The sequence below is a fragment of the Dethiosulfovibrio faecalis genome (assembly GCF_021568795.1).
Taxonomy (GTDB): Bacteria; Synergistota; Synergistia; order Synergistales; family Dethiosulfovibrionaceae; genus Dethiosulfovibrio; species Dethiosulfovibrio faecalis.
Map to the genome: position 1 here is coordinate 16,746 of NZ_JAKGUE010000008.1, position 16,387 is coordinate 33,132.

At 60.1% G+C, this 16,387-nt stretch carries 17 protein-coding genes; 1 reads left to right on the forward strand and 16 read right to left on the reverse strand.

What is annotated here, in order from left to right; translation table 11 throughout:
• Positions 1-65: 65 nt before the first annotated feature.
• The 9 genes from L2W58_RS07130 to L2W58_RS07170 form a co-directional block, all read right to left on the reverse strand.
• On the reverse strand, positions 66-1,544 hold the full coding sequence (locus tag L2W58_RS07130) for a tripartite tricarboxylate transporter permease (protein ID WP_236102662.1): 1,479 nt from the start codon (positions 1,542-1,544) through the stop codon (positions 66-68).
• A gap of 18 nt (positions 1,545-1,562) precedes the next feature.
• Positions 1,563-2,021 (reverse strand): tripartite tricarboxylate transporter TctB family protein, encoded by a 459-nt coding sequence (locus L2W58_RS07135; protein WP_236102663.1) that lies wholly within the window; start codon positions 2,019-2,021, stop codon positions 1,563-1,565.
• Positions 2,022-2,078: 57 nt separating this feature from the next.
• Positions 2,079-3,029: a Bug family tripartite tricarboxylate transporter substrate binding protein gene (locus L2W58_RS07140; RefSeq protein WP_236102664.1), complete on the reverse strand. Its 951-nt coding sequence runs from the start codon at positions 3,027-3,029 to the stop codon at positions 2,079-2,081.
• 71 nt (positions 3,030-3,100) lie between these two features.
• A complete protein-coding gene (locus tag L2W58_RS07145) occupies positions 3,101-4,132 on the reverse strand; it encodes a sugar kinase (RefSeq protein ID WP_236102665.1) in 1,032 nt (343 codons plus the stop codon).
• Between the two features lies 1 nt (position 4,133).
• A complete protein-coding gene (locus L2W58_RS07150; protein ID WP_236102666.1) occupies positions 4,134-4,781 on the reverse strand; it encodes a bifunctional 2-keto-4-hydroxyglutarate aldolase/2-keto-3-deoxy-6-phosphogluconate aldolase in 648 nt (215 codons plus the stop codon).
• Positions 4,782-4,796: 15 nt separating this feature from the next.
• Complete coding sequence (locus tag L2W58_RS07155; RefSeq protein ID WP_236102667.1) at positions 4,797-5,564, reverse strand: IclR family transcriptional regulator; 768 nt, start codon at positions 5,562-5,564, stop codon at positions 4,797-4,799.
• A 177-nt stretch (positions 5,565-5,741) separates the two neighbouring features.
• A complete protein-coding gene (locus L2W58_RS07160) occupies positions 5,742-6,107 on the reverse strand; it encodes a VOC family protein (protein WP_236102668.1) in 366 nt (121 codons plus the stop codon).
• Positions 6,104-6,688, reverse strand: a complete 585-nt coding sequence (locus L2W58_RS07165; RefSeq protein ID WP_236102669.1) for a flavin reductase family protein — start codon at positions 6,686-6,688, stop codon at positions 6,104-6,106. Before L2W58_RS07165 ends, L2W58_RS07160 begins: the two co-directional genes overlap by 4 nt.
• Before the next feature lie 2 nt (positions 6,689-6,690).
• Complete coding sequence (locus tag L2W58_RS07170) at positions 6,691-6,831, reverse strand: hypothetical protein (RefSeq protein ID WP_236102670.1); 141 nt, start codon at positions 6,829-6,831, stop codon at positions 6,691-6,693.
• 234 nt (positions 6,832-7,065) lie between these two features.
• Between L2W58_RS07170 and L2W58_RS07175 the strand changes: the two genes are divergently transcribed.
• Positions 7,066-7,782, forward strand: a complete 717-nt coding sequence (locus L2W58_RS07175) for a hypothetical protein (protein WP_236102671.1) — start codon at positions 7,066-7,068, stop codon at positions 7,780-7,782.
• Here L2W58_RS07175 and L2W58_RS07180 read toward each other — a convergent pair.
• The 7 genes from L2W58_RS07180 to L2W58_RS07215 are packed head-to-tail and all read right to left on the reverse strand — an operon-like array spanning position 7,746 to position 16,326.
• Positions 7,746-8,753: a phenylacetate--CoA ligase family protein gene (locus L2W58_RS07180; RefSeq protein WP_236102672.1), complete on the reverse strand. Its 1,008-nt coding sequence runs from the start codon at positions 8,751-8,753 to the stop codon at positions 7,746-7,748. The two genes, L2W58_RS07175 and L2W58_RS07180, sit on opposite strands and share 37 nt — an antisense overlap.
• A gap of 1 nt (position 8,754) precedes the next feature.
• The gene (gene trsS, locus L2W58_RS07190; protein ID WP_327020588.1) at positions 8,755-10,080 is read right to left on the reverse strand and encodes a radical SAM (seleno)protein TrsS; all 1,326 of its coding nucleotides are present in this window, start codon (positions 10,078-10,080) and stop codon (positions 8,755-8,757) included.
• Positions 10,070-10,525: a DVU_1555 family C-GCAxxG-C-C protein gene (locus L2W58_RS07195; RefSeq protein WP_236102675.1), complete on the reverse strand. Its 456-nt coding sequence runs from the start codon at positions 10,523-10,525 to the stop codon at positions 10,070-10,072. Before L2W58_RS07195 ends, trsS begins: the two co-directional genes overlap by 11 nt.
• Complete coding sequence (locus L2W58_RS07200) at positions 10,506-11,138, reverse strand: class I SAM-dependent methyltransferase (protein WP_236102676.1); 633 nt, start codon at positions 11,136-11,138, stop codon at positions 10,506-10,508. The genes L2W58_RS07195 and L2W58_RS07200 overlap by 20 nt, the downstream gene beginning before the upstream one ends.
• Positions 11,135-11,356, reverse strand: a complete 222-nt coding sequence (locus tag L2W58_RS07205; RefSeq protein WP_236099524.1) for a DVU_1557 family redox protein — start codon at positions 11,354-11,356, stop codon at positions 11,135-11,137. Before L2W58_RS07205 ends, L2W58_RS07200 begins: the two co-directional genes overlap by 4 nt.
• Positions 11,353-13,566: a pyridine nucleotide-disulfide oxidoreductase/dicluster-binding protein gene (locus L2W58_RS07210; RefSeq protein ID WP_236102677.1), complete on the reverse strand. Its 2,214-nt coding sequence runs from the start codon at positions 13,564-13,566 to the stop codon at positions 11,353-11,355. The genes L2W58_RS07205 and L2W58_RS07210 overlap by 4 nt, the downstream gene beginning before the upstream one ends.
• Before the next feature lie 18 nt (positions 13,567-13,584).
• Complete coding sequence (locus L2W58_RS07215; RefSeq protein WP_236102678.1) at positions 13,585-16,326, reverse strand: molybdopterin-dependent aldehyde oxidoreductase; 2,742 nt, start codon at positions 16,324-16,326, stop codon at positions 13,585-13,587.
• Positions 16,327-16,387 lie beyond the last annotated feature (61 nt).

Sequence of the window (16,387 nt, forward strand, 5' to 3'; positions counted from 1 at the left end):
CAACGAAAGAAGGTCCCGCTTTTTGGCGAGACCTTCCGATTATATAGCCTTACGGGCTCTTCATGTCAGATGTTTCTCTCTTTTTTCGCCCTCATCCAGGAGGAAACGAGGGAGATCGCCGCCAGGGCGAGGAACGCCACCGTGATGGGTCTTGTCCAGAGAAAATCGTAATGGCCCTGGTACATGAGCACCGCCCGTCGGAGGTTGCTCTCCGCCATGGGACCGAGTATGACCGCCAGAATGACCGGAGATGCCGGCATCTCGACCTTCTGCATCAGGTAGCCTATTACCCCGAAGCCCAGGGCCACCCATACGTCGAATACGCTGTTGTTCATCGAGTAGGCTCCCACCACCGACAGGGTTATTACCACCGGTATGATGACCCTCTTTGGTATCTCCACGACCCGGCAGAAGAGCCTAACCCCGAGCAGTCCTAGAGCGAGCATCAGTATGTTGCCCACCAGCATGGAGGCGAACAGTCCGTATATGACGTCGGCGTTCTGGGTGAAGAGCAGGGGGCCCGGCTGCAGTCCCTGTATTATGAGGGCTCCCAGCATTATGGCGGCCACCGCGTCTCCCGGCACTCCCAATGTGAGCAGCGGTACCAGAGCCCCTCCGGTCACCCCGTTGTTGCCCGCCTCAGGGGCGGCTATCCCCTCCATGCACCCGGTTCCGAAGGCCTTGGGGGTCTTGGAGGACCTCCTGGCCTCGTTGTAGGTCACGAAGGCGGCTATGTCGGCACCCGCCCCCGGGATGGATCCTATGATGGTTCCCATCAGGGCGGATTTCAGCATCGTGGGCAGTAGCCCTATGGTCTCCTTGAGGGAGACGATCCCCCTCTTGAAGTTCGTGTCTATCTTTCCGTCTATACGGAAGTTCTCCATCTGAACGAAGGCCTCCGAAAGGGCGAAGAGGCCTATGAGCACCGGAATGATGGAGAAACCGTTATAGAGGTGCATCTGATTGAATGTGAATCTGGGGTAGCTCGTTACGGGGTCCAGCCCCACCGTCGCGACCAGCAGCCCCAACATCCCGGCGAGGAGCCCCTTTATGGGGTGTTTTCCCGAGATGGACGCTATTATGGAGAGGCCGAACACCGCTAGAGCGAAGTACTCGGGAGCGCCGAATCGGAGGGCGAACTTGGCCAGCACCGGCGAGAAAGAGATGAGCATAATAGTGCTCACCATGCCTCCTACGAAGGAGGCTACGGCGGATATGCTCAGGGCCTTTGCCGCCTCTCCCCGGCTGGCCATCTGATGGCCGTCCAGAACGGTGGCCGCCGCGGCGGGGGTACCGGGGGTCTTAAGGAGAATCGCCGAGATGGATCCGCCGTAGATGGCCCCTATGTATATGCCTACGAGAAGGACCAGAGCTCTGGTGGACTCCATCCCGAAGGTCAGAGGAAGCAGCACGGCCACTCCCATCGTAGCGGTAAGTCCCGGCAGAGACCCTATGGCTATGCCGCCCATCACCCCGAAGAACAGGAAGGGGAAGACCTGGGGCGACAGGGCGGTTCCCAATCCCTGTACGAGGAGATCTATCATAGTTCTAAGCCTCCCTTTCTAGAGGAAGAATATCCCCTCCGGGAGGGGTACGGTCAGAAGTTTATAGAAAACCCAGTAGATGATCAGAGTCGCTCCAATCGGCAGCATTAACAGCAAGGGTATCTTTTTCACTCCGAAGGTCAAAAGTATGGCTAGGTTAAGAATAACGGTGGATATTATGAAGCCCAGGGGTCCCAGAGCCCAGGAATAGGCTCCAACTATCACGGCACCGGCCAGGGGGCGAAGGATCCCGGGACCGAACATCGGTTCACCGTCTCCCTCGGCTTTCGCTTTTCTCGATCCCCAGAGAAGGGATATGGCCATGGCTATCATGGCTATGGCGACCATCCTCGGAAAGAAGGTGGCCCCCAGGTAGTTGTCTGTTATGAGGGTCTGGTCGAACAAGGTCGTCTGGTACAGTGCGGCCCCTCCCAGCGCCATGAAGATCAGGGCGGTGACTGCATCGGCTCTTTTCATGTGGAATACCTCCAAAAGATCCGGGGCACCTTTGAAGGTGCCCCGGAATATAGGGGCCTACTTGCCCTGCTGCTTTTTGACGGCCTCGACTATCGCCGTGAGTCCCTTCACGTCTTTCTCCATGAAGGATGTGAAGTCCTTCGAGTCCATGTAACGGATGCCCAGCTTTCTCTTGTCCATGAATCCCTGGAACTCGGGATCCGCCACCGCCTTGGCGAAGGCCTCCTCGAGGGTCGACTTGACGTTCTCGGGGGTTCCCTTAGGCACAGCCAGGCCTCTCCACGTACCGGTGACTATGGGATATCCCAGCTCGGTCATGGTAGGAACCTCGGGCAGGCCGGCGAGCCTGGCGTCGGAGCAGACTCCCAGGGCCTTGAGCTGTTTCGCCTGTATCTGGGAGATGGCCTCTCCGGGGTTGACCATGGTGAAGTCCACGTGGCCGCCCATGACGGCGGGGATGGCCTCGGCCGCTCCGTTATAGGGGATCTGGTTGAAGGTAACGTTCTGGTTGAGCTCCAGGGCCAGGAGGTAGAAGTTCGGCTTCGCCGTGCTGGCGAACTTGACGCTGCCCGAGTCGGCCTTGGCCGATTCGATCAGTTTCTCGACGGACTGGAACTCCGAGTCCGGACGGACCAGGACGATTGCTGGGTCCTCGTTGACCAGAGCTATGGCGTCGAAGTCGGAGGGCTTCACCTGGGCCAGCCCCATCTGGAAGAGCCAGGCTATCTCTCTGGTGACCATGGTGACGGTGTATCCGTCTTTCTTGGACATGGCTCCCTCGGTCATTCCCACGGCACCGCTGCCCCCGGTCTTGTTGATGATGACGACTGGCTGTCCCAGGTATTTCTCGGCTACGCTGGCCAAAGAGCGGGCTACTGCGTCGGTGCCCCCTCCGGCGGAGAAGGGGACGATGAGCTTGACGTTCTTGGCGGGGAAATCCGCCGCCATGGCGCCGGTGGCTGCGAGAACCACGGTCAGAGCTACTAGAAGCGACAACAGACGTTTCATTGTTTTTGTTCCTCCCTATATGTGATTTATTCGTATCACCTATCCCGATCGAGTCGGGTAATGGCCTCGGTCTATCTCTGGACCCTTCCGGAGCCGTCCCCTCCCATAAGGGTGAGGACGTCCTCTCGGGAGACCAGGTTGAAGTCGCCGTATACCGTGTGTTTCAGTGCCGAGGCGGCTACTGCGAACTCAAGTGCGTCCGATCGGCTCTCGAAGGATCTCATTCCGTGGATCAGTCCGGCCCCGAAAGAGTCTCCTCCTCCGATGCGGTCAACTATAGGGGTTATGTCGTACCGTCGGCTGAAGACGGTGTCCTCTCCTCTGGTGGCCAGCATGGCGGACCATCCGTTGTGGTCGGCGCTGTGGCTTTCCCTCAGAGTTACGGCCAGGCTCTTCATGTTCGGGTAGGTCTCCAGGACCTTTCTCCCCAGTTTTTCGTAGGCCGACCTGTCCAGCTTTCCGGAGGTGACGTCCGAGTCCACCTGAATGCCCAGGCTCTTCTGACAGTCCTCCTCGTTGGCTATGGCCACGTCCACGTATTTGGCTATCTCCGTCATGACCTCCGTGGCGGGCTTGCCCCACTTCCAGAGTTTCTTGCGGTAGTTGAGGTCGCAGGAGACGGTGATACCCCGTCTCTTACAAGCCTGGAGAGCCTCCATGACCAGGTCGGAGGTTCCCTCCGCCACCGCGGGGGTTATCCCCGTGGTGTGGAACCACTGGACTCCCTCAAGAACGGCGTCCCAGTCGAAGTCTCCCGGTTTTGCCCGGGCGATGGAGGAGTCGGCCCTGTCGTATACCACCTTGGACGGGCGGCAGCAGGCCCCGGTCTCGGCGTAGTATATTCCGACCCGGTCGCCGCTTCTCCTTATGAGGGAGGTGTCCACCCCGTGTCTTCTCAATTCGGCCGTGCAGGCGTCTCCTATCGGGTTGGCCGGGAGGGCGGTCACTAAGGCGACGTCCTCACCGTAGTTCGCAAGGGAGACCGCTACGTTTCCCTCGGCTCCTCCGAAGGTCCCTACGAGGTCGGAGGTCTGAAAGAGTTTTTCCTTGCCCTTGGGGGAGAGTCTAAGCATTATCTCCCCGAACGTGACGATGGCGGCCATCCTATCTGCCTCCTCTTACTTCCGCTATTCGGTCCATGATTCTGCGGGCCGTCTCTGCGACCAGTTCCATGTCTCCCGATACGCCTCCTGGCTTGGTGAGGGCTCCACCCATACCTACCGCGAAGGCTCCCGCGGCGAACCACCTGTCCAGGTTATCCAGGGAAACCCCTCCGGTGGGCATTATCCTGGCGTTGGGCACAGGCCCTTTTACGGCCTTTATGAAAGACGGTCCCAGCACCTCGCCGGGGAAGGCCTTGACCACGTCGGCCCCCATCTCCAGGGCCCTTATCAGCTCGGTTACCGTTCCGACTCCGGGCATACAGGGAACGGAATAGCGGTTGCAGATTTTCAAAACCTCCTCGTTGAGGTTGGGCGCCACGATGAACTTGGCTCCGGCTAGGATGCAGGCCCTTGCCGTCTCCGGGTCCAGCACCGTCCCGGCCCCCAGGAGAGGACCTCCCTCGGAGGCCATGGTCTCCAGTATGTCGATCGCCCCTGGGACCGTCATGGTGACCTCTACCGCCGGGATCCCACCGGCGTTCACCGCCTTGGCCAGGTCCATACCCTGTCTGGCGTTCTCGGCCCTTATGACCGCCACCACTCCGGCCTCTCCGATGGAACGGATTATTCCGGCCTTGTCGCTTGCCATAGTCCTTATTCCTCCTTATTTCGACCCGTTCAGAAGGGCCGATATATCGGAGGCGGCTTCCTTTACCGCCTCTCCCAACGCGGCTACGTCGCCGTCCTCCAGCCTGTAGGCCGGTACCGATACGCTTATGGCCCCTACCGGGAGTTTTTCCTCGCCCCTCAGGATGGCGGACCCCACGCAGCGTATCCCTTCCTCGTTTTCCTCGTTTTCCGAGGCATAACCCCTCAGCCTTACAGAGTCGAGAATGAGGAACAGCTCTTTCTCGGATGCGACGGTCTTATCGGTCTTCGGATCCCATGTAGCCGAGCTCAGATAGCTCCTCAGCTCTTCCTCCGGAAGGTTGGCCAGTATGGCCCTTCCCGCGGCGGTGGTGTGGAGACAGAGAGAGGCCCCTACTCGGGATCTCATCCCCACCGGATGGGGGCTCTCCATCTTGTCCACGTAGTAGGCCTGTTTGCCGTCGAAGGCAGTTAGGTGGACCGTCTCCCTGGTCCCCTCCCAGAGTCTTCTGATCACTGTCTGTCCCAGTTTTGGGAGGACCCATCTCGCTTTGAAGGCGTCCGCCCAGGCCAACACGGCGGGGCCTATGACGTACCCTCCGTCGCTGCTCTGGATGACCGCCTTTCCCGAGACCAATCCCTGAAGGATCCTGTGTACCGTTGCCTTGGGAAGGCCGGTGGCCTCGGCGATATCGGTTATGCCGGTTCTATCGCTGGCGCTCGACATCAGGTCCAGTATCGCGATGGCCCTGTCAAGGACCCTGATTCCGCCGTTTTCGGCCATTCATCTCATCCCTCTCGATTTGATCGTGACGTTTGTGGAACGACATAAGATTACCTCCGAGGTGTTGTTCCGTCAAGCGATATTCCTTTTTGCCAAATGAAAAAACCCCGAACTCGTCGGGGTTTCTTTTCGTAGATTCTCTTATGGATATCTCTGAAAACTTACGTTCGCATCTCGTCAGAGGGCGGTTCCGACGTCCTGGCAGAGTTCCAGGGTCTCGCCGTCGGGGCCATGGAAGAATAGGATTTTTCCTCCCTGGAAGGGCATGATTCCGTCCTTGTTCAGATGGATCCCGCTTTCCTCCAGCTTTTCAACGGTTTCGTCCATGTCCTCCACCACGAAGGCCAGATGGATAGCTCCGTTGTGTTCCGTCATAGGGGCCTTCTCGACCAGTTCGAATGTCGTGTCACCGGCGGTTATGAAGGCCAGACGGCTGGTAGGGGTGTCTATCCTGTGGCTGAGGCGGCATCCAAGCCGATCAACGTAGAAAGAGAGGGATCTCTCCAGGTTCGATACCCTGATGCCTACGTGGGCGGACCTCATGGTTTTTCCTCCTCCAGGAATCTCCTGCCGGCCTTGTAGGCCCGGGCGATCTCCGAGCCCATTCGGTAGTAACGGCCCGACTGAGGCATGAATATGACCGGTCGGACCTTTTCCGGCGAGGGGTTGCCCTTTTCGTCCATACAGTCGTCGTCCACCCAGCAGGCCACGACCTCGCCTATGAACTGAACGTGGGATCCTATCTCCACGGTCTTGATCAGCCGGCATTCCATGGATATGGGGAACTCCTCTATAGTGGGGGCGTCCACCTTGGTTCCCTTCACGGCAGTGAGCTTCGTCAGGGCGAATTTGTCGTGTTCTGCGCCGGAGCATAGGCCGAACAGGTCCGCCTGCTCGACCAGGTCTTCCGAGGGAATGTTGACTGTGAAGGCCTCTCTCTCCGAGATGGCTCCGTAGGTGTATCTTTCCTTCCTGACCGCTACAGCCACGCAGGGCGGCTCGGAGCAGCAGACTCCACCCCAGGCCGCTGCCATCCCGTTGGGTGCGCCGTTTTCGTCGTAGGTTGCCACTATGAGGTCCGGCGCCGGGTAGAGAGGCGTGACGGTTCCGATGTCTTTTTTCATCGCTATACAGCTCCTTTCTCCGGATGGGAGATATGGGTGTCTCTAAAAACGCTGATCTTCGGAGAGGTCGTCCCGTCTCCGCCCTGTCTCGCCCGGTCGTATTTTCGATCTGCCTGTTTCGTACGGACCGCCTCGGAGGGCACGTCCTGTGCCCCCTCGGCTTGGGGCGACGTCCTGTCGCCCCATCCGTACTACACGACGGCAAATTCGAAAATACGGGCTCGAATGGGCTCCGCCGGGACGACCTCTCCGAGGACGCTTGGACGTGAGTTTTTAGAGGTCCCCGTATGATATAGTTCCAAGTATAGTGTAAAATTTCAGCTCTGGGCTCTCTTGGAAGAAGGGGATGGGCCTTTATTTTTGGGAGGTGCTTATCCTTGTTTCGATCCGTCTTGACTTCCATGCTGGACAACTGGAGGGACCGGGTTGTCCCGGTCCTATGGGCCGCCTTTTTGGCCGGTATATTGATAGCCCTGTCCGGCAAGGTCGCCGATCTGACCGATGGAGCCGTTCCCTCCGGCCTCGGTCGCGATGCCCGAGAGGCCATAAGGGCGGATCTGGAGGACCTGGTCCCGGTTCGTCTAGCCCTTTTCGACGAGTGGGCGGCGGGGCAGAGGAGGGCCGATGGGTCCGACCCTGTGGAGACCGCAGGGGCCCTGTTGAGGTATTTCCGTCACGACGGAGGGGCTCTTTTCTTCCTCGGATCGACCGACGCCTCCCGCCTTACGTCATGGGCGGGAAGGATCAAGAGGAGACTCCATCCCTTGCCGTCTTTTTCCCTTCTACTGGGAGCTCTGGTCCTTTCTACCGTGATGTGTTTTCAAAGCGACGTCAGGGGCTGGAGGGTCGCCGGTTATTTCAGCTCCAGACTGCTGGTCGCGGCGGCCTTTCTGTGGGGAGCTCTCGGCCTTGTCGAGACTCTGGGGGAACTGTGGCTGATGGGTTCCGCCATGGGCTCCCTTCCTTCTCTTCCGTCGAACGTGGCTCTATGGGGTATGGTGCTTGCCTCCGGGCCGGTGTTGTCCGCCTGTTTGACCCTCATGGCTCTGTGCTGTCTCTACGTCGCACTCGGGGCCCTCTTTCCCGACCCCTGATATGACGAGGGCCTTTTGCCCCAGCCCTCCAGATCGTTTGCCCAGTCCATGGGATCGGTTCCGATCTCCTCGATCCTTCCCAGTACGGATAGTCTCGGATAGCCGTTGCCGCAGTGGCAGGGGGACCGGTCCAACAGGGCCAGGTCTCCGGTCTTGTATCGAAGCAGCGGCATGCCGTGGGCTCCGTAGGTGGTTATGACCAGAGCCCCGGGCGTTCCGTCCGGACGGGGATTTCCCCGTCGGTCCAGGACCTCGGCCAGTATGCCCGGCCTCACGTGCATGCCCCTGTGGAAGCGGCATTCCAGCGCTCCTCCGTAGCCTCCCTCCCTGCATCCCCAGTGATCGAATATCTCCGCTCCGGTGACTTCCGAGAAGGCCTCCCTCGTCCGATGGCTTAACAGGGCCCCGGAGGACAGGGCCGATCTGAGCCGGACTCGAAGCCGTCGTCCTTTCAGTCCCCTAGCCACAGCAGCCAGCTGTGCCGGGGTTCCGGCCAGGACGTCCCATCTGCCCTCGGTCAACCCTTCCATGAGCTCCCGAAGATCCATGGATCCTCTGGCCGTGGCGACAAGGCCGACTTTCTTCGCCGCCGTAATCAGCATATCCCTGACGGACCATCTGGATTCGCCGGGGTAGAGTACCGCCAGTCTGTCGCCGGAGGAGCAGAAGGTGGTGAGCCCCCAGGCGAAGTAGCGGACCGTCCTCTCCAGGTCCAACGGCGACAGATAGACCCTCTTGGGTGGCCCGGTGGTGCCGGAGGAGCTCAGTGTGACTATCCTCCCTATGTCTCCCGGAGGAACCAGTACCATCTCCCTCCCACGGCGGCGCAGTTCGTCCTCTTCGAGCAGTGGAAAGGATCCCAGGTCCTCCGGGGATTCCAGTCTCTTCGGGCAGTTTCTCAGTCTCTCCCTCCAGTAGGGGGCGGTTCTCATCCTCTCTATGGACGAGTTGAGCTCTTTTATTACATCCATTTTATCTCTCCGGGTATAGTGGGGTTCCGTCGGAGGCGGTGCAGTACCTGGCGCAGAAGGGGATCAGCCTGCCCCCGGGGCCCACCACGTGGATGCAGCAGTTCTTCAGCCTTTCCAGGTCGACTGTGTAGCAGTCCTGGAAGGCCATGCAGGACAGAGTGAAGGTCCGTCGGGACCTCTTTGCCAGAAAGCGGTCCCAAAGGGCGAAGGGGCCGTCCAATTTGGATGGAGCAGTGGGAGGGGACCATCTTCCCTTGACGTTTTTCACCGTTCCCGACCGGTGACCTTCCGCCTCGTCTCTCCCGCGGCAGCTTCCTCTGGGGCTCGGTCTGGGCCGTCCCATGTCGTCTATCACGAAGTCTCCATGCCAGGAGCACAGTGAGTGCTCTCACCCTGGCGGCACCAGGTCTCTTTTGGCGAAAAGACCGTCGGTCTGGGACTCCACCAGCTCCAGGACCTCCGGCAGGGTCACTCTGTTTTCGTCCTTCGGCCTGTAGGGTATCCTGCCGAAATAGCTCACCGGCTGGAGGTGAACTCCTCTGACGGTGGGCACGCGGGACAGTCCGTATCGGATTATCCTTCCTATCTGGTCCAGGTTTCGCCCGGGCACCAAGGTCGCCACCAGGGTTGCAGCCACCCCCGTTCGGGAGCAGTTCTCCAAAGCCCTCGACTTGACCTTCGCCATAGGGCGACCTCTCATGGCCCGGTGGACCGAGTCGTCCATCCCGTCGAACTGAAGATATACCGAGTCGAGACCGGCTCGGGCCAGTTTCTCCAGGTAGGGCAGGTCTCGGGATATCCTGAGTCCGTTGCTGTTGAGCTGGATGAAGTCGAATCCCATGGATCTGGCCCTTTTCACGAGATAGGGCAGGTCGTCCCTCACGGTCGGTTCCCCTCCGGATAGCTGGAGGACGCATTCCTCCCTTTTTGAGAGGGCTTCCAGCCGTCGTATCAGCTCGTCCATAGGGACGTCCGAGCCGCCTTCGCTTCCGTCGGCGAAACAGAAGGGGCATCGGAGGTCGCATCTCTTCGTCACCTCCAGGACGGCGGTGCAGGTTCCCTGACGGTGATCCGGGCAGAGTCCGCAGTCATAGGGACATCCCTCCATCTCGGATGTCTGGGGGTTGCCTCGGGGAGAGCGGTCTAGACTGCGGTACCAGTTCTCCATGGATGGGCGTCCTCGCCATATGATCGACGAGAAATCTCCGTGTTCGGGGCAGGTCTTCTCCAGGAAAACCAGGGATCCCCGCCTTACCCTTGCGGCGGGGATCCTCCTGAGGCACTCGGGGCAGAGGCTCTCGGTCCTGCCGATTTCCCTACCTTCCATTTTCCGGGTTTATCCCTCGGCTCTCCAGGAGGGATATGCACTTTCTGGCGGTTTCCGCCATCAGTTCGGGGCAGACGGAACTCTTTCTCTCTCCCTCTTCTCCGGCCAGCTTGGAACACTCCAGGGTTCCCCATTTTTCGAGAAACCAGCTCTTTAGCTCGGCCACCATGGGATACAGCTCTTCGTCCCTGTCCTCCTCAGGGCCTCCCTTTCCCCCGTAGAGGCCGAGAAAGGCTATCCCTCCCGACAGGGCCCCGCATATTCCCTTGGTCCCTCCCATCCCTCCTCCGAAGCCGTGCAGGGCCCTGAGGAGGTCCGGGTTCTCCCTGCATATGAGATCCAGCGCCACCGAAGCCACCACCTGGGTGCAGCAGTAACCCTGGGCGGAAAGCTCGGCGGTTCTCATGTCCAGAGCGTCCATGGTCTTACCATCCCTTCTTTCCATTATTCACCGCCTCGCATAGAAACTCGCCTATGGAGGTCGGTCCACTTTCGCAGCACGGCAGAGGCCTTCCGTGAAAGACGGCGGAGGCCCAGTAGCTTTTCACCTCTAGATCCGTCCGGATCAGCTTGGTCACGGAAAGGCCAGCATCCTCGATGGTCTTCCGCCATCCCTCCAGGGTCCTGCATCCTCCGATACATCCCTCTCCCGTCGCCCTGCCTACCAGATCCTGGATCAAAACCTTTCCCGAGGGCCGAAGGACCCGGACGGTCTCCCCAAGGGCGGTCGATGGGTCCGTGAGGGACAGGACGCACTCGAAGATCACCAGGTCGAAGAAACCGTCGGGAAAGGGAAGGGATTCGGCCCTTCCTATCTCGACGGCGGAGTAGGGAGCCCTCTTCGCCGCCATGTCGGCCAGGATGGGGGACGGCTCGATTCCCCAGGTGGAGAAGCCCGATCGGTGCAGCGTCTCCAGTCCGTCTCCCCTGCCTGATCCCACGTCCAGGGCTTTCAGACCGCAGTAGGGACGGCCGAACTCTATGAGTCTTCTGGTGGCCTCGCTTCCGCCGGGGTGCATGTCTCCATCGGCTAGGGCGAGGTCCTCGTAGAGGCTCATTTGTCCTCCAGTCCCTGTTCCACCTGAAGCATCTTGCCCAGGGCGACGGAGGAGGGGATGAACACCATGCCGCATCTGGGGCATCTGGGTATCTTCGCAGGGAAGGAGGCTCCCAGGTAGGTCAGGGTGACCTCCGCCGTCTCCAGCTCGACTCCGCATTCGTCGCAGATCCATTCCTCCGACCGGGCGAAGGCCTCAGCTACGGGATCGGGCCTCATCTCGTCACCTCCTGGATGGTCATTCGATGGCTGTAGGAGTCGTGGATCCTCCAGCGGTCTCCCTCGGGGGAGTACTCTACCCACAGGGTTCTCTCACTCAGCACCGAGTAGGCTAGATATACATCCGAGTCCTTTCTCCTGAGCCTGGGACCTCCCGACTGGGCTTCCTCTATGACCTTGAGAATCTCCTCCTCTATTATCCATCGGTCGTCAAGATTTTGCCTCAGTTTCTCGTCCATGACGAGCGATTCGGACGGCTCTTTCGGGACCGTTCCCGACGTCATATCGGCCTTGAGCCTCTTGCGGTTCTCCCGTCTGGCGCTCCACCCCGGGAACGGCTTGGGCGACGGCGCCTTACCCTCGGGGGAGAGTAGCAGTTCCAGTATATGCCAGGTGGGGTGACCGGTCCTGGAGTACAGCTCCCGGCACATGGCGCAGGATACCACCATAGGGTGTCCTGCCTCCTGTACCCTTCTGGTGGCGGATCTCTTAGCCAGGTCGGGGTTGGCTGAGAAGACCAGCCCTCCGAAGCCGCAGCATTCGGTGGTCCTGCCGGAACGGGGATGTTCCTCCAGGGCCAGCCCCCGCCTTCTAAGCAGGTTCCTGACCGCCTCTTGGGCTGTCCGGTCGTCTCTGGCCGTACAGGGGTCGCTGACGGTGACAGTCTCGGCGGAGACGTCTCCCTCCTCGGGAAGGCCCAGTTTATCCATCGTCTCCCACAGGGTGACGGCTGTGCCTTCCGGAAGCCTTTCCTTCAGCAGGCCGTGGCAGGTGGAGCAGGCGGTCACGACCTTCGGACGGCCCAGACCCTCCCATCTCTCGATCCACAGGTCCATGACGTCCATGTAGAGGGCCTCTCTGCCTCCCCATCTGGCGGGAGCGCCGCAGCAGCTTACCCATAGGGCGACGGATTCGAGCCGGTCCGTAAGGTAGCGGTAGGATTCGCTTACCCAGCGAGGCTCGGATGCCCCCAGCTGGCATCCGGGGAAGAAAAGCCATTCGGGCGAGCCTCCGGTGGGGTCCAGCAGGAAATCGGTCTCCTCCAGGGCGGAGGCCATGTCCCTGAGGGGGTAGTCGTGGTGCGACGGAGGCATGTGACCGGTCTCCACCATCTTTCTCCTGGACTCCAAACTGGCCTGACCTACGTCCAGACCGGTGGGACAGACCTCGGCGCATAGCCCGCATAGGGTGCATGAGTCTATCATCCTGTTGGCAGTCCTGTTTCCCTTGTTGATTATGAGGTTGTTGTGGTAGGTCCTTATATATTTTCTGGGCGATCCCCCGTATTCCTGTAGATACAGACACCAGGGATGACATATGAGACATTGACATAGAAGGCATCTGGCCGCCTCGGCTGTGGCCTCCTCGGAGCTGTAGGTTTCCCCTCTTGGCACGGTCGCCTTCGATGGGGTGTCGTCCTCCGGGGCCTTCAGTCTGGTGTTTCTGTCGGTTTTTTTCGTCCGTCCCGATTCAAGGGAGGCCCCCTGTAGGTGTCTCTCCAGGGAGAGGACCGCCTCCAGTCCTCTCCTGGCCTCGGTGGAGGGAGATCCGGACGGCAGGGGCAGGGAGAACAGTCCGGTCACTTCGGTGGCGAAGGTGACGTCGTCCGTCGGTCCGGGGTATCTCAGGGGAGATTCGTCTGCTATGACGACCCCGCCGAACTCGGACAGTTCCTCCAGAGAAGGGCTCTCCGTCACTACGTTCAACCCTTCCAGAAGTCGTTCCAACGTCTCGTCCAGCAGATCCCGAGGCAGCCTCTTGTCCTCTCTCAGTTGGGCGGCGAGGTCTCCGTCCGGGATGTATACCTGGGGCAGATAGCGTTTAGCCCTCAGGCTCTCCAGGGCGGCCATGGCGGCTAACCCGGAGCCCACGAGGGCTATTCGGTCCGTTCTCGGCGACAGGAAGGACGGCCTCTTTCTCGGAGCCTTGCCGTTCTCCAGGGAGTAGCGCTCCAGAAGTGCCATGGATATGGCGTCTCCGGAGCGTCCCTTCGGGCAGGCTGTCCTGCAGGGCTCGTCGCATATACGACAGAGGAGGAGGGGCAAGGGAAGCCCCTCCTCCACCTTCGCTCTGGCCTTGTCGACCGTTCCCGCCGCCAGATCGGAACAGAGTCCTCTGCCGTCCATGCCCAGAGGGCATGCTGCCTGACAGAAGGGAGGGTCTTCCTGGATGCACATTTCCTCCAGTTCTCTCATCCGGCGGTTGTCCATAGCGGTATCGTCTCCTCTCTAACGGAGTTCCTCCATGGCTGCCTTCACCTTTTCGGGGGTTGCGGGCAGATGGGTTACCCAGGCTCCCGTGGCATCGTGGATTGCGTTTATCACCGAGGCGTGAGGTGCGGTCAGAGGAAGCTCGCCGCATCCGGCGGCTCCGAAGGGACCGTGTTCCCTCGGGGTCTCGACGTAGTCCAGCGTAAGGGCGTCCGGTATGTCCTTGATGTAGGGAACTCCGCAGGAGGCTATGGTCCTCTGTCTGTCTATGTCCTCGAAGTCCTCCGTGAGAGCCAGGCCTATGCCCTGGGCCATACCTCCGTAAAGCTGTCCGTCCACGACCTCCTTGTTGTTTATGGTTCCCACGTCTGCTATAAGGGTCATTCCCTCGACGGAGGCCTTTCCCGTGGCTACCTCAATGGCGACCTCGGTCATGAATAGACCGTACATGTAGACCGGGAAGGGCTCTCCCTGTCCTGTGACGGGATCACAGGCGGAGCACATGGTGGCTGTCCAGGTTCCCTCGTACTTGAGGGGCAGATTTTCAGCGACCATCTCGTCGTAGGTCCTGTAGGTGCCGTCGTCCTTCTTGATGGCGTGGAGGAACTTCTCGCAGGCCACCCTTATGGCGTTGCCGGTCATGACCTGGGAACGGCTGCCTCCGGCAGGTCCCGAGTTGGGACACTTGGCCGTGTCGTTCTTGTAGAGCTTTATCTGTTCCGGTTTCAGACCCAGTGGTTCGAGCGCCTTGGACGCGGTGCCCCTGGTACCGGCGTCCGCTCCCTGGCCGTGATCCTCCCAGGCGTCGTAGATCCTGACCCCGTCGGGGAGCATCTCCACCGCGGCGGAGCTGCTGTCCTCTCCGTCCAGGCCGCAGCCGTATATTCCCAGAGAGATTCCCACGCCACGTTTGACCTGGTCGGTGGACTCGGCCTCGGCCTTCTTCTTGGCCTCTTCGTATTTGGGGCGTATCCGCCGGACCATCTCGGGGAACGGATAGGCGTCGAAGGGCTGTCCCGACGGAAAGGTCCCGCCGGTCTCGGCGCAGACGTTAACGTTCTTCTCCCTTATGTCCAGGGGGTCCATCCCCATCTTGTCCGCCAGCATGTCCACCAGGACCTCCGTCGCCAGGAAGGCCTGAGGAGATCCGTATCCCCGGAAGGCCGAGCCCCAGGCGTGGTTGGTGCAGACGGTGTATCCCTTGCCCCTGATGTTCTCTATACCGTAGGGGGATCCCATGAACTGGACACCTCTTACCGTCAGAAGGTCTCCGAACTCCGAGTAGGGGCCGTGGTCCACGTAGTACTCCGACTCCATGGCCTTTATCTGTCCCTTTTCGTCCGCTCCGTAGCGCATGTTCATCCAGAACGGCGATCTCTTGCCCGTGTAGGTTATGTGCTGCTCCATGTCGTAGCGCAGGAAAACGGGCCTGTCCGTGGCCATGACCGCCACTCCTATGAGGGACTCCATGGTGGGGCTGAACTTATAGCCGAAGGTCCCGCCGGCGTTGTTCTGTATGAGACGGAGCTTCTCCGGCTCGAGGCCCAGACCGTCCACTATCATTGCGTGGTGTATGTGGATTCCGATGCTCTTGGAGTGGATGCAGAGAACACCGTCCTCGTCGTAGTAGCCGTATCCCACGTCGGTCTCCATGGTCAGATGGGGCTGTCTCTGTAGGTAGAAATCTCCATCTACCTCGAAGGCGCATTTTTTCATGATATCCGAGGTCTCGTCGCCCTTGATTATCCCCTGCTCGTAGTAGACGTTGGGCGTTCCGGGATGGATCTCTATGGCGTCGTCCGCCTTGGCGTCCATGGCGTTGAGGTAGGCTGGAAGGACCTCCAGGTCGACCTTGATCGCCTTGGCTGCATCTCTGGCGTGTTCCTCCGTGTCGGCGCAGACCATGGCGTAGGCGTCGCCGTACTGGAAGATCTTCTCCTCGCACAGTATGGGGCGGTCCCATCCGTCTCCCTTGTTGCTCGGGAAGGTCAGGCCGTTGATACGGTTGTTTCCCTTGACGTCCTTGGCGGTTATGACCTTGAAGACTCCGGGCATCTCCTCTGCCTCGGATGTGTCTATGGATTTGATGTTGGCGTGGGAGACCTCGGCCTGAGCTATGGCCGCATAGAGCGCTCCTTCAGGCAGTTTGTCCCTGGCGTCGTCGCCGAAGTCCCAGAGCCCTGTTACCTTGAAGGCTGCGCTGGGCCTTGGATAGGAAGAGCCCCAGAGGGTTCCGTCCGGGTTGAGTTTTTTGGCGAAGTCGGTCATCGGCTTTTCGCCTCTTAGCACCTCGGCAGCCTCCATCACGGCGTCGACTATGTGTCTGTAGCCGGTGCAGCGGCAGACGTTTCGGGTCTTTTGGAACCAGTCACGGACCTCTTCCCTCGTAGGGGAGGGGTTTTCGTCCAGCAGGGCCTTGGCCGCCATGATGAAGCCCGGGGTGCAGAAGCCGCATTGAACCGCGGCGTTGGCTATGAAGGCCCACTGTATGGCGTGAAGCGCGGTCGGAGTGCCGAGTCCCTCGACAGTCAGTATCTCGGAGCATTCGGGGACCTTGCTCCATTTGGTTATGCAGGATCTTACGACCTTGCCGTCCATTATGACGTTGCAGGCTCCACACTGTCCCTTGCCGCAACCCAGTTTCGTTCCGGTGAGTCCGAGCTGCCTGCGGATGACGTTGACCAACATCTCGTTATCGTCGGCCGCCACGTCCATCTGAACGCCGTTTACCTCGATGCGCTTTTTGCTCAACTTCGACATAGTTCCACCCTCCTGCGATGATGTGAGATTCGGAACCCCTCTAAACATGCACCTACCTTTA

Excerpts from the sequence above, each read along its gene's own strand:
- L2W58_RS07165 (WP_236102669.1), bottom strand. The coding sequence starts at position 6,688 with ATGAAAAAAGACATCGGAACCGTCACGCCTCTCTACCCGGCGCCGGAC.
- L2W58_RS07210 (WP_236102677.1), bottom strand. The coding sequence starts at position 13,566 with ATGGACAACCGCCGGATGAGAGAACTGGAGGAAATGTGCATCCAGGAA.
- L2W58_RS07130 (WP_236102662.1), bottom strand. The coding sequence starts at position 1,544 with ATGATAGATCTCCTCGTACAGGGATTGGGAACCGCCCTGTCGCCCCAG.
- L2W58_RS07140 (WP_236102664.1), bottom strand. The coding sequence starts at position 3,029 with ATGAAACGTCTGTTGTCGCTTCTAGTAGCTCTGACCGTGGTTCTCGCA.
- L2W58_RS07215 (WP_236102678.1), bottom strand. The coding sequence starts at position 16,326 with ATGTCGAAGTTGAGCAAAAAGCGCATCGAGGTAAACGGCGTTCAGATG.
- L2W58_RS07180 (WP_236102672.1), bottom strand. The coding sequence starts at position 8,753 with ATGGATGTAATAAAAGAGCTCAACTCGTCCATAGAGAGGATGAGAACC.
- L2W58_RS07135 (WP_236102663.1), bottom strand. The coding sequence starts at position 2,021 with ATGAAAAGAGCCGATGCAGTCACCGCCCTGATCTTCATGGCGCTGGGA.
- L2W58_RS07145 (WP_236102665.1), bottom strand. The coding sequence starts at position 4,132 with ATGGCCGCCATCGTCACGTTCGGGGAGATAATGCTTAGACTCTCCCCC.
- L2W58_RS07200 (WP_236102676.1), bottom strand. The coding sequence starts at position 11,138 with ATGAGCCTCTACGAGGACCTCGCCCTAGCCGATGGAGACATGCACCCC.
- L2W58_RS07160 (WP_236102668.1), bottom strand. The coding sequence starts at position 6,107 with ATGAGGTCCGCCCACGTAGGCATCAGGGTATCGAACCTGGAGAGATCC.
- L2W58_RS07155 (WP_236102667.1), bottom strand. The coding sequence starts at position 5,564 with ATGGCCGAAAACGGCGGAATCAGGGTCCTTGACAGGGCCATCGCGATA.
- L2W58_RS07195 (WP_236102675.1), bottom strand. The coding sequence starts at position 10,525 with ATGGAAAGAAGGGATGGTAAGACCATGGACGCTCTGGACATGAGAACC.
- L2W58_RS07205 (WP_236099524.1), bottom strand. The coding sequence starts at position 11,356 with ATGAGGCCCGATCCCGTAGCTGAGGCCTTCGCCCGGTCGGAGGAATGG.
- L2W58_RS07150 (WP_236102666.1), bottom strand. The coding sequence starts at position 4,781 with ATGGCAAGCGACAAGGCCGGAATAATCCGTTCCATCGGAGAGGCCGGA.